Consider the following 12,833-nt stretch of genomic DNA (forward strand, 5'->3'; position numbering starts at 1 on the left):
GGTTTATTTACTATTTGTGTATCACTTTAAAAGAGATTATTTTAAAATTAAAATTGAAAAAATTACTCAATGTGTAGAAAACATGACCAGTATTAGGATATAATAAATTTAATAGATTTAATAAAATATCTATGAATAACGTTGGAGGAATGGCATTATGAATTTATCTAAAGAATATGTTGATTTGTATGATAATTATTTAAAATATATAAATGAAGTAAATAAAGAGATTAAGAGCATAAAAAATATGAAAAAACGTGTTTTAAAAAAGGGTGATTTTGCATCAGAAAGTGAAGTCTTGGAATTAGAAGGAAAAACAATTCGTGATATAGATGATGTCGATACAAAAAAGCCAAAAAACAAAATATATAAATTTTCTAATGGAGATGTATATGTAGGAAAGTTTTTAGAAGGAAAGATGGAAGGTCAAGGTTCATATACTTTTTTTGTTGATGAAGGAACTGATATGGAGTACATAGGAGAATTTAAACAAGATAAAAAAAATGGAAAAGGAAATTTTGTATTTTCAAACGGTAATGAGTATATAGGTTATTTTGAGGAAGACATGATGAATGGCATTGGGAATATGCTCTATAACAGTAAAGATGAATATATTGGAACTTGGAAGAATGGCAAAAAAGATGGAAAAGGTATTTATAAATGGAATGATGGATGTATATATGCAGGAGAATTTAAAGGTGGAAAGATGGAGGGATATGGTATTTGTTATAATAGTGAAGGAGAAATACTTTATGAAGGAGAATGGAAAAATAATTTGATTCATGGAAAAGGAACTTACATATGGTCAAAAGGAAAGAAGTATGTAGGAGAGTTTATGCATGGTAAAAAACATGGTCAAGGTACTTTTTATCTAAATAATGAATTAGTTTATGAAGGAACTTGGAAATTTGATAAGCCATCTATCTTTGATAGAACTTTAGATGAAATATTTTCATTAAGATTGTAGCTTTATCTATTAATAGGTAAAGCTTTTTTATAATACTTATTAAATAAAAAACATATAAAGAGATGTTAATAGGATTTAATTAGTATATATTATCAGTATTAATACATGATAATGTATATATTAGAAATTTTTAGTGAAGCTTTTTAAAGGAGGAATATATTGAAAAAATTAATTGCTTTAGTATTAGTAATACTTATTGTTTTATTTTATAGTCCTGAATTATTGAGAGAAGTAGATGATTTGAAGGAAAAATTTTTTCAAAGCGAAATATGGAATGAGTTTTTAGATAAAATAAACTTAAGTGATAATTCAAAGAAAAAGGAAGATGAGAAAAATCAAAGCTCACAACTAAATAATAATGGAGAGAATAATTTAAACGAGACTAATATAAAAAATTTTGAAAAACTAAATTTAGGAGAAAACTTAAATCAAGTTTTAGCTAATATTGGAAAGCCTGGTAGAATTGATACTAGTGAATATGGATTTGACTGGTATGTATATAATCAATATGGAAAAGATTTTGCAATGGTTGGTGTTGAAAATGATGAGGTAGTTGCACTTTACAGTAACTCTATGAACTCATGTGAAAATCAAAATATAAAAATAAATCAAGATAGACAAACAGTAAGAAACAAGATTACTCCATTAAAATATAAGAAAAAAGGAAATACTAGATATATAATAAATTCAGAAAATCAATATGATATAATAAATAAGGAAGGTAAATATATTACAATTTTCTACGATATTCATGAAAAAAATAGAGTTTGTTCATATTTAATAATTGATAAAAGTACAGAAGATGAGTTCAAAGAATTATATCCAACTGATAAAGAAGAACTTAAAAAATGCTTTGAATTTGAAATTATAGACCTTGTAAATAGTGTTAGAAATCAAAGAGGATTGAATTCACTAAGATACAGTGAGCAAGCCACTTTAAGTTCAAGAAAACACAGTGAAGATATGAGAGATAATAATTTTTTTGACCATATAAACAAAAAAGATGAAACTCCTTTTGATAGAATGAAAAGAGAAGGAATAATATATACTTCAGCAGGAGAAAACATAGCAGCAGGACAGATTAATGCAATATATGCACATGAAGCTTGGATGAATTCAGAAGGACATAGAAAAAATATTTTGGGGAATTATAATAATATTGGAGTTGGAGTAATATTTGGAGGAAGTTATAAAACGTACTACACTCAAAATTTTTATAAATAACTAAAATATTTGAAAGGAAGTTTAAAAATGACACCAGGGAAAAAAAAGACAATATTTAAGAGTTTAATAGCAGTAGTCTTGTTTTGTGGAATAATACTAATAGCCAATTTTAGTAAAGTTTCTGCTTTAATGATGGAAACGAATGAAAATATTTTAATTAAACATGGTTCAAGGGAAAAGAAACTAATAGCAATTACCTTTGATGATGGACCTCATCCTAAAGAAACTGATCAAGTTTTAGATGTGTTAAAGAAGTATAATGTAAAGGCTACATTTTTTATAGCTGGAAAACATGCACAGTGGTATAAAGAACCACTGGTAAGAGCAAGTAAAGAAGGGCATGAAATAGGAAATCATACTTTTAATCATCCTGATATAAGCAATTTAACTTCTAGTCAAATTGAAGAGGAGATTGTTAAGTGTGAAGAAATTTTAAAGAAAGTTACTGGAAAGAAACCTACATTATTTAGACCACCATTTGGGAGTTACAGAGAAAAGGATTTAGTAGAAATTGCAAAAAAGCATGATTACAAAGTAGTTTTATGGACAGGCGTAGATGTGAGGGATTGGAAAAATCCTGGAGCTAATAGTATCGCAGATAAAATAATTAATAAAGTACAAAATGGAGATATAATACTTTTACATGACTATGCAACTGATGATACAGTCAAAGCTTTGGATATATTTATTCCAAAGATGATAGAAAAAGGTTTTAAGTTTGTTACAGTTTCTGAATTAATTAAATAATTTTTTGGGGGGGAGATTTATAGTATGATTCTCATGATAGACAATTATGATTCTTTTGTGTATAACTTAGTACAATACATAGAAGAATTGGGGGAAACAGTTATAGTAAAAAGAAATAATGAAATAACATTAAGAGATATTGAAGAACTAAATCCAGAGATAATTGTGTTATCTCCAGGTCCATGTTCTCCAAAAGAAGCTGGGGTTTGTATAGATATTGTTGAATATTTCAAAGATAAGAAGCCTATACTAGGAATTTGTTTAGGTCACCAAACTATTGGACATGTTTTTGGTGGTAACATAATAAAAGCACAACAACCTGTTCATGGAAAAGTATACAGTATAAACCATAGTAATAAGGGAGTTTTTAGTAGTCTTAAAAATCCTTTAAATGTTACTAGGTATCATTCGCTTATAATTGATTCTGATACAGTTCCAGATGAACTTGAAGTTACAGCAACAACAAGTAAAGGTGAAATAATGGGAATTAGACATAAGAAGTATTTAATAGAAGGAGTACAATTTCATCCAGAAGCTATTTTATCAGAGTATGGTCATGAAATGCTGAAAAACTTTATAAAAGAAGCTAGGGAAAGGATACATAGATAAAATGATAAGAGAAATAAAGACTAAATTAAATTCTTTTGAGATATTTACTATTTTTAGAAATGAAAATGATAGTTTTATATTAGATAGTGCTATGGACAAAGAAAAGTTAGGAAGATATTCTTTTATAAGTAGCCAGCCATTTAAAGTGTTAAGATATAAAAATACTGATGAAAATCCATTAGAAAATTTGAAAAAAGAATTAGATAAATATAAAGTTGTAAATAAAACTGACTTACCGTTTATAGGTGGAGCTGTAGGATATTTGTCTTATGATTTGGGAAATTATATAGAAAAATTACCTAGAACTGCTATAGATGATATTGAGATGCCTGATATGTATTTTGGATTTTATAACCATGTTATAGTAATAGACCATTTGAAGGGAAAAACTTACATAGCCACTCCAGATATAGATATAAAAGTAGAAGAAAAAATAATAGCTGATATAGAAGAAAAAATATTAACAGGAGAGAAAAAAGGAATAGATAGTATATGCTATCAGGAAAAAGATGTAAAACCTATTCAACTTAAATCTAACTTTACAAAGGAAGAATTTAAAAATGCAGTTGGAAATGTTAGAGAGTACATAAGACAAGGTGACATATATCAAGCTAATTTGACACAAAGGTTTAGTGGGGAAACAGAATTGACAAGTTTTGAGTTATATAGAGATTTAAGAAGATTTAGTCCAGCACCATTTGGAGCATTTTTAAATTTTGAAGAAGCACATATCTTATCAAATTCTCCAGAGAGATTTATAAGATGTATTGATAAAAAAATAGAGGCAAGACCAATAAAAGGCACTCGACCAAGAGGTAAAAATAAGGAAGAAGATTTAAAGCTTCAAGAGGAACTTAAAAATAGCGAAAAAGATAGAGCAGAGTTACTTATGATAGTGGATTTAGAAAGAAATGATATTGGTAGAATATCCAAAACTGGAAGTGTCAAAGTTCCAGAGTTGTTTGTAATTGAACCTTATGCAAATGTAAATCATCTGGTTTCAACAGTTGTAGGTGAACTAAAAGATGATAAGGATGCTACTGATATAATAAAAGCAACTTTTCCAGGTGGTTCTATAACAGGAGCACCTAAAATTAGAGCAATGGAAATCATAGACGAACTGGAACCAACACAGAGAAATGTATATACTGGTTCAATTGGATATATAGGTTTTAATGGTGATATGGATTTTAATATAGCAATTAGAACTATAATAAAAAAAGACAAAAAAGTATACTTCCAAGTTGGAGGAGGCATGACTTGGGATTCTGACCCAGATGAAGAATACCAAGAAACACTAGATAAAGCAAAATCTATAATGAAAGCCTTGAGGGGATATTATGAAGAATAATTTAAGCTTTAATAGTAGCTTGAGTAAATTTGGAATTGGGTTATTTGAGACTATTAAAGTTAAAGATGGTATAGCTATAGATTTAAATACACATATAGATAGGATGCTCAATTCGATAACATGTTTGGATTTGAATATAAATTATGAAAAGCGATTTCTAATAGATGAAATTATTAAATACATAAAAAAAGAAAATATTATTAATAAAGCACTTAGGATTACCGTTTTTGATGAAGGTTACAATATATCTATTAGAGAAATTCCATATAATAAAGAAGCATATAATAAAGGTTTTAAATTGACTATATCTCCTATAGTTAGGGGAGATAGCCTAATTTATAGACATAAGACTACTAATTATTTTGAAAATATATATACTAAAAATATTGCAAATAAGAATGGATACAATGATGGTATATTTATAAATTCAGATGGTGTGATTTTAGAATGTTCTATGAGTAATATATTCTTTATAAGAGGAAGTAAAGTATATACACCCAGTAGTAAATTACCAATTTTAAATGGAACAATAAAAAAAAGGATTATAAAGATTTGTGACGAATTACATATAGAGTTGATGGAAAATGAAATTAACATATCAGAAATTAGTAGTTTTGATTTTGTTTTTGTCACAAATAGTCTTATGGGAGCAATGAAAGTTACAGAAATTGACAAGACAGAATTTGGCAAAGAAAATATTATTTTTAATAAAATAATAGAGTGTTTGTAATAAATTAAAATATTAACAATTTATTGGAGATAAGAGATGGCAAGTCATACTTATAAAGTATATAGTGAAAATATTAAAAAAATAATAGACAATCCAAATACATTAGCAGTATTTCTAGTGGGTTCTAGTAAAGATGTAGATTTTAGTTTTTATAATGTAGAAGTTAATGATATTGATGTATTCGTTTTTGTAAAAGAAGGGGAAAAACAAGAGCGAGTACTGTTTGAACAAAAGGGAATAGAATTTGATATAAATTATTTTTCAAAAGATGGTGTAAAAAAATTATTGTCAGATAGAGAGTACTTCTTTGTGAAAGAGATGAAGGATGCTAAAGTACTATTTGATATGGAGAATATATCCAATACTATAAAAGATATGAGCAGAGATATTTACTTAAAAGGTCCTAGCAAATTGTCTTTAGAAGAAAAGTCTTTTTTAAAACAAGATATTGAAACAAAAATATCAAAGTTGAAAAATAAAGAAAAATTTGATGTTTTTGAATATCATTTTTTGACGAATTTATATTTAAAAGATATAATAATTGGGTACTTTAATATAAATGATAAATGGGTACCAAAAGATAAAAAATTGCTAAAAGTTTTGAAAAAAGAAAATAAGGAACTTTTTAACCTAGTATCAAAGGTAAGTGAAAGTTATGACTATCAAAAACTTTTAGATGTTTATAATTATATTTTTAAAGAAATTGAGACAAAAAAGATTATAAAATTAATCTTCTAGTCACGAGTCAATGGGGGGAGTTTAAATGAATAAAGTAGATAAAGAAAAAATACAACATGCAGTAAGAGAAATATTAGAAGCAATTGGTGAAGACCCAGATAGAGAAGGTCTAATAGAGACTCCAAATAGAGTTGCTAGAATGTATGAAGAGATATTCTCTGGTCTTAGTGAAGAACCAAGAGACCACTTAAAAGTTCTTTTTGCAGATGAAAAGCATGAAGAACTAGTACTAGTAAAAGATATTCCATTTTATTCATGCTGTGAGCATCATTTGGTTCCTTTTTTTGGAAAGGCACATATTGCTTATTTACCAAAAGGTGGAAGACTTACAGGGCTTTCTAAGCTTGCTAGAGTAATAGACACATTAGCAAAAAGACCTCAATTACAAGAAAGAATTACTAAAAATGCAGCAGACATAATAATGGAAGAGCTACAGCCATATGGTGTTTTAGTAGTAGTGGAAGCTGAACATATGTGTATGACAATGAGAGGTGTAAAAAAGCCTGGTTCAAAAACTGTTACATCAGCAGTTAGAGGTATATTTGAAAAAGATATTGCATCAAGAGCTGAGGCTATGAGTTTAATTACTATGAAGTAGTAAATTATTGTAGATAAAAATCGTTTGATAAGATATAAATTTTAATTTAAGGGAGTGTCATTAACTGTGTTTGATTATGGTAAAAGAACTTATATAATGGGTATATTAAATGTAACTCCAGATAGTTTTTCTGATGGAGGAGACTTTAGTAATTTAGACATAGCAATAAAACATGCAAAAGAAATGGTTGAACAAGGTGCTGATATAATTGACTTAGGTGGTGAATCTACACGTCCAGGTCATAGATATGTAGATTCAGAGGAAGAACTAAGAAGAGTAATCCCTGTGATAAAAAAACTTAAAAAAGAATTAGATATACCAATATCAATAGATACTTACAAGGCAGATGTTGCAGAAGAAGCTCTAAAATTAGGTGTCACTATGGTAAATGATGTTTGGGGGCTTAGAAGAGATAAGAATATGGCTTCTGTAGTAGGAAAATATGATGCAGAAGTATGTATAATGCATAATCAAGATGGGACAAACTATGACAAAGATATAATGGAGTCAATAAAGGACTTCTTTAAAGAGAGCATAAAAATGGCAATAGACTGTGGTGTAAAAAAAGAAAAAATAGTTCTTGATCCAGGGATAGGGTTTGGGAAGACATTTGAGCAAAATATAGAAGTATTAAGAAGATTAAATGAATTGAAAGAATTAGACTATCCTATTTTACTTGGAACATCTCGAAAATCAGTAATAGGGAAAGTACTTCCAGTTGAACCTAAAAAGAGATTGGAAGGAACAATAGCTACTACTGTACTTGGAATAAGAGATGGTGTAGATATAGTTAGGGTGCATGATGTTTATGAAAATTTAATGGCAGCTAAAATGACTGATGCAATATATAGAAAGTAGGTGTAGTATAATGGATAAAATATTACTTAGTAATCTAGGATTCTATGGATATCATGGTGTGCTTAAAGAAGAAAATTTTCTAGGTCAGAAATTTTTTGTCGACATGGAACTTTATGTTGATTCAAGAGAAGCAGGACTTAGTGATGATATAAATAAATCTGTAAACTATGCTGAAGTTTATAGTGTTGTTAAGGATATTACAGAAAATAAACAATTTAATCTTTTGGAGGCTTTGGCAGAGAACATTGCTGAAGAAGTCTTAAATAAATTTAACCTTGTAAATGGAGTTATGGTTAGAGTTAGAAAGCCAGAAGCTCCTGTAAATGGAATTTATGACTACTTTGGTGTTGAGATAAGGAGAACAAGAGATGAATAAGGCTTATTTGGGAATAGGGACGAATATGGGCAATAGATTTGATAATTTATCAAAAGCATGCGAACTTTTGAGAGATAGTGATTCTATATATGAAGTAAAAGAATCAAAATTATATGAAACAAAGCCATGGGGATATACAGAACAAGCAGATTTTCTAAATATGTGTGTAGAGATAGAAACAGAGTTTGAACCTTATGAGTTGTTAGAATATTGTCAAAAAATAGAAGAAGAATTGCATAGAGAGAGAATAGTACATTGGGGTCCAAGAACTATTGATGTAGATATACTATTTTTTAATGATGTAGTTTCAACTGATGAAAGATTACTAATACCACATCCAAGGATTCAAGATAGAGCTTTTGTTTTGATACCACTTATGGATTTGAATGAGGAACTTTTAATAAATAAAAAATCAATAAAAGAATATTTAAATCTCCTATCTGCTAAAGAAATAGAAGAAGTAAAGGAGCTTGTAGGTTATGAGAAAAAACCTATTTAATGATAATTCAAAGATAGTGATAAATACAAATGATAAAGAAATAACTGTAAAAGAAGATAAACTTGTAATAGCTGGGCCATGTGCAATAGAAAGTTATGAGCAACTTTTAAAGACTGCTAAATTTGTAAAAAGTCATGGTGCAAATATTTTAAGAGGAGGAGCATATAAGCCAAGAACATCACCAAACTCATTTCAGGGATTAAAAAAAGAAGGTCTTGAAATATTAAAAGCAGTTAAAGAAGAGGTTGGGATAGCTGTTATTACAGAACTTATGGATATAAGAGATATGGATGAATTATATAGTATCAGTGATATAATTCAAATTGGCTCAAGAAATATGCAAAACTTTACTCTTTTAAGTGAAATCGGAAAACAAAATAAGCCTGTTATGTTAAAAAGAGGAATCGCATCAACAATTACTGAATGGATAGGTGCAGCAGAATATATAGCAATAGAAGGAAATAGTAACATTATAATGTGTGAGAGAGGTATAAGAACATACAATGATTATACTAGAAATACATTAGACTTAGCGGCTGTACCGATTATTCAAAAAGAAACGGGACTTCCTGTTGTAGTAGACCCAAGTCATGCTACTGGAGTTAGATATTTAGTAAAACCTATGTCAATGGCATCACTTGCATGTGGAGCAGATGGAATAATGGTAGAAGTTCATCCAGACCCAGAAAATGCTCTATCAGATGGGATTCAATCTCTCTGCTTTGATGAATTTGAAGATTTGATGAAATCAATTAGTGTTTATTAAAAAGAGGCAAGAGCCTCTTTTTTATTCGTGATAGTTTTGATGTAAATTTATAAGATAATAGATATATAATTTAATAGTTAGATTATTTGACATAAATAAAAATCTAATATTGATGTAATTAACATAAAAAATAAAAATTTTTTGATTAATAAGAAGGATATCAATAAAAAAAGTCGAATTCTGTATATTGAGTGATTGACAAATTTAGAATATAGTGTAGAATAGAAATGTTAACACAAAAAATTACACCAGAAGGTGATAATATGAATGATATAAAAGACGTTATCGAAGAAATAAAAGCTAGATGTGATATAGCAAGTATAATATCTGAATATATGAATATAAAACAATCTGGAGCTAATTATAAAGGATTATGTCCATTTCATGGAGAAAAAACTCCATCTTTTTATATAAATACATCAAAACAAATTTATAAGTGTTTTGGTTGTGGTGAAGGTGGAGATGTGATAAATTTTGTCATGAAAATGGAAAATTTAGATTTTATGGATGCTGTAAAAATTTTAGCAAATAAATGTGGTATAGAAATTAATACCAACATGAATGAAGAAACTAGAATGAAAATAGAGAAATCTAAAAAGTTTCAAGATATTCATACAGAAGCTGCTAGATTTTATCTTTCAAACTTATTGGGAAGTAAAAATCTTGGGTATGAATATTTAAGGATTAGAGGATTAGATGATAAAATAATTAAAAAATTTGGTCTAGGATTTTCTTTGGATTCATGGAATTCTCTTATGAATGCTCTTATTAATAAAGGGTATACAAAACAAGATTTATTGGAGTGCGGTCTAATTGCAAGAAATAGAGATGGAACTAATTGCTATGATAAATTTAGAAATAGAGTTATGTTTCCTATATTTGATTATAGAGGAAATATAATTGGATTTGGAGGAAGAGTACTAGATGATTCTTTACCAAAATACTTAAATTCTCCAGACACATTAATTTTTAATAAAAAACAAAACTTATATGGACTAAATTTTGCTAGAAAAAATTTAGATAATAAAACTATAGTCTTAGTTGAAGGATATATGGATTTAATTTCACTTTATCAGTATGGTATAAGAAATGTAGTAGCAACCCTTGGAACAGCCTTGACTGAACAACAAGGTATTTTAATAAAAAGATATGCGGATACTGCTATTATATCTTATGACTCTGATGAAGCTGGAATAAAAGCGACTTTAAGAGCTATAGATATACTTATTAAATTAGGTATTACTGTAAAAGTTTTGGATTTGAAAGACTCTAAAGACCCAGATGAATTTGTAAGAAAGTACGGACTTAGTGATTATAAAAAGGCAATGGATGTTTCTACTCACTACATAAAATATAAAATAGATCATCTTAAAAAAGAATTCAATATTCAAAAAGATGAAGAACGAGTGAAGTTTGCAAAAGAAGCTTCTAAGATTATAAAACAATTGACAAGTCCTGTAGAAATTGATTTTTATACAAAATATTTAAGTAATCAAATAGATATTAATGTCGAGTCTATAAAAAGGGAAGTGTATGGTAAAAACTACAATAAGCCATATAATAAAAACCAGAAAAAGATAGAAGAAAAAGTAATTGAAAAAGTCGAAGTTAGACAAGATGGAAAACAATTAGTTGAAGAAACTCTAATAAAAATAATGTTAGAAGACAAAAAAATTAGAGAAATAGCTCTACTTAAAGTAGAAGAAAGTGATTTTTTATTGAATGAAAGTAAAGAAATTTTAATTTACATGATTAAAAATCAAGAATTGGACAAAATAACTATTGACAAATTGAAAAGTTTAAACATATCCGAAGAATACTTAAAAGAATTAAATTCAATTTCTTTGAATAGTATAAACTTAGAGAACACAAAAGAAATAGAAGGAATAATAACAAATATCAGAAAGAACTCATTAGAAGAACAAATTAATAACTTGTTGAAAGAACAACAGGAATTAGAAAATAATAATGATATGAAAGAGGTAGATGGTAAAGTTATGGAAATTGCTTTAAAAATAGTTGAGATAAATAAAATTTTAAAAAGCTTGTAGAGAAAGGAGGTTTGAGTGTGGAAAATAAGTCGAATAAAAAAGAGTTAAAAAAAGTTACCGCTAAGACACTAATAGAAAAAGGAAAAAAGCAAGGTTCATTGACGCTTGCAGAAATAATGGAAGCTTTTTCTGAAACTGAACTTGATAAGGATCAGGTAGAAAATCTTTATGAAACTTTAGGTAATTTGGGAATAGAAATAACAGAAACAAAGAACTATAAAGCTGATATAGACTTTTCGGCTACTGATGACGATTTAAATATGAGCCACATAGATGAAGATGCAGAAGTAATTTCACATGAGGACTCTTCTGCAATAGAAATAGAAACTGTGGATTTATCTTTACCAAAAGGGATAAGTATAGACGACCCTGTTAGAATGTACTTAAAAGAAATAGGAAAAATTCCTCTACTTAAGCCACATGAAGAGGTAGAATTTGCTAGAAGAATGCATGAAGGTGATGAGATAGCAAAGCAAAGATTAGTTGAAGCGAACTTAAGACTAGTTGTAAGTATAGCAAAAAGATATGTAGGTAGAGGTATGCTTTTCTTAGACTTAATACAAGAAGGAAATTTAGGTCTTATAAAAGCTGTTGAAAAATTTGACTATACAAAGGGCTATAAGTTTAGTACTTATGCAACATGGTGGATAAGACAAGCTATAACACGTGCTATAGCAGACCAAGCGAGAACTATAAGAATACCAGTGCATATGGTAGAGACTATAAATAAATTAATAAGAGTATCAAGACAACTACTTCAAGAACTTGGAAGAGACCCAAAACCAGAAGAAATTGCAAAAGAAATGGAAATGACAGAAGATAAAGTAAGAGAGATAATGAAAATAGCTCAAGACCCAGTGTCTTTAGAAACTCCAATAGGCGAAGAAGAGGACAGTCATTTAGGAGATTTTATTCCAGATGATGATGCACCAGCTCCAGCTGAGGCAGCAGCATATTCTTTACTTAAAGAACAAATAGAAGATGTACTTGGCTCATTAAATGATAGAGAGCAAAAGGTATTAAAGCTTAGATTTGGTCTTGAGGATGGAAGAGCTAGAACTCTTGAAGAAGTTGGAAAAGAGTTTGATGTAACTAGAGAAAGAATAAGACAAATAGAAGCAAAAGCACTAAGAAAATTAAGACATCCAAGTAGATCAAAAAAACTTAGAGATTATTTAGATTAAAAAGATACATCATTAATGTTTTTGCAATAAAGGCCATGGGATAAGTGATATCTCATGGCTATTTTGTGGTAGAGATTTTATATTATTTTTTATCTTGGTTTTAGTTTAAAATCAAGAACAAATAAAAAGATTGAA

Annotated in this window: 14 protein-coding genes; all 14 read left to right on the plus strand. The window is 28.4% G+C overall.

Annotation, left to right across the window (positions count from 1 at the left end):
• The first annotated feature begins 157 nt into the window (after window positions 1-157).
• The 14 genes from IC213_RS10555 (at window position 158) to rpoD (ending at window position 12,698) form a co-directional block, all read left to right on the plus strand.
• A complete protein-coding gene (locus tag IC213_RS10555) occupies window positions 158-967 on the plus strand; it encodes an MORN repeat-containing protein (protein ID WP_227432790.1) in 810 nt (269 codons plus the stop codon).
• Between the two features lie 159 nt (window positions 968-1,126).
• Entirely contained in the window at window positions 1,127-2,191 is a 1,065-nt protein-coding gene (locus IC213_RS10560) for a CAP-associated domain-containing protein (RefSeq protein ID WP_227863063.1), read from the plus strand.
• A gap of 27 nt (window positions 2,192-2,218) precedes the next feature.
• Window positions 2,219-2,938 carry a polysaccharide deacetylase family protein gene (locus IC213_RS10565; protein WP_227432793.1) on the plus strand — a complete coding sequence of 240 codons (720 nt, stop codon included), beginning with the start codon at window positions 2,219-2,221 and terminating at the stop codon, window positions 2,936-2,938.
• Window positions 2,939-2,962: 24 nt separating this feature from the next.
• Entirely contained in the window at window positions 2,963-3,547 is a 585-nt protein-coding gene (locus IC213_RS10570) for an anthranilate synthase component II (RefSeq protein ID WP_227432795.1), read from the plus strand.
• Window position 3,548: 1 nt separating this feature from the next.
• Window positions 3,549-4,898: an aminodeoxychorismate synthase component I gene (gene pabB, locus IC213_RS10575; RefSeq protein ID WP_227432797.1), complete on the plus strand. Its 1,350-nt coding sequence runs from the start codon at window positions 3,549-3,551 to the stop codon at window positions 4,896-4,898.
• On the plus strand, window positions 4,888-5,628 hold the full coding sequence (locus IC213_RS10580) for an aminotransferase class IV (RefSeq protein WP_227432799.1): 741 nt from the start codon (window positions 4,888-4,890) through the stop codon (window positions 5,626-5,628). The genes pabB and IC213_RS10580 overlap by 11 nt, the downstream gene beginning before the upstream one ends.
• Window positions 5,629-5,664: 36 nt before the next feature.
• Window positions 5,665-6,366 carry a hypothetical protein gene (locus tag IC213_RS10585; RefSeq protein ID WP_227432800.1) on the plus strand — a complete coding sequence of 234 codons (702 nt, stop codon included), beginning with the start codon at window positions 5,665-5,667 and terminating at the stop codon, window positions 6,364-6,366.
• A gap of 25 nt (window positions 6,367-6,391) precedes the next feature.
• A complete protein-coding gene (folE, locus tag IC213_RS10590) occupies window positions 6,392-6,964 on the plus strand; it encodes a GTP cyclohydrolase I FolE (RefSeq protein ID WP_003429416.1) in 573 nt (190 codons plus the stop codon).
• Window positions 6,965-7,030: 66 nt separating this feature from the next.
• On the plus strand, window positions 7,031-7,822 hold the full coding sequence (gene folP, locus IC213_RS10595) for a dihydropteroate synthase (RefSeq protein ID WP_227432802.1): 792 nt from the start codon (window positions 7,031-7,033) through the stop codon (window positions 7,820-7,822).
• Between the two features lie 10 nt (window positions 7,823-7,832).
• The gene (folB, locus tag IC213_RS10600) at window positions 7,833-8,198 is read left to right on the plus strand and encodes a dihydroneopterin aldolase (RefSeq protein WP_227432804.1); all 366 of its coding nucleotides are present in this window, start codon (window positions 7,833-7,835) and stop codon (window positions 8,196-8,198) included.
• Entirely contained in the window at window positions 8,191-8,697 is a 507-nt protein-coding gene (gene folK / locus IC213_RS10605; protein ID WP_227432806.1) for a 2-amino-4-hydroxy-6-hydroxymethyldihydropteridine diphosphokinase, read from the plus strand. The genes folB and folK overlap by 8 nt, the downstream gene beginning before the upstream one ends.
• Window positions 8,678-9,463, plus strand: coding sequence for a 3-deoxy-7-phosphoheptulonate synthase (gene aroF / locus IC213_RS10610; RefSeq protein WP_227482304.1), 786 nt, complete (start codon window positions 8,678-8,680; stop codon window positions 9,461-9,463). Before folK ends, aroF begins: the two co-directional genes overlap by 20 nt.
• 227 nt (window positions 9,464-9,690) lie before the next feature.
• Complete coding sequence (dnaG, locus tag IC213_RS10615) at window positions 9,691-11,514, plus strand: DNA primase (RefSeq protein WP_413927301.1); 1,824 nt, start codon at window positions 9,691-9,693, stop codon at window positions 11,512-11,514.
• A 17-nt stretch (window positions 11,515-11,531) separates the two neighbouring features.
• Window positions 11,532-12,698, plus strand: a complete 1,167-nt coding sequence (gene rpoD, locus IC213_RS10620) for an RNA polymerase sigma factor RpoD (RefSeq protein WP_227432810.1) — start codon at window positions 11,532-11,534, stop codon at window positions 12,696-12,698.
• Window positions 12,699-12,833: the final 135 nt, after the last annotated feature.

This window comes from Clostridioides sp. ES-S-0049-02, assembly GCF_020658465.1.
In the GTDB taxonomy this organism is placed as follows: domain Bacteria; phylum Bacillota; class Clostridia; order Peptostreptococcales; family Peptostreptococcaceae; genus Clostridioides.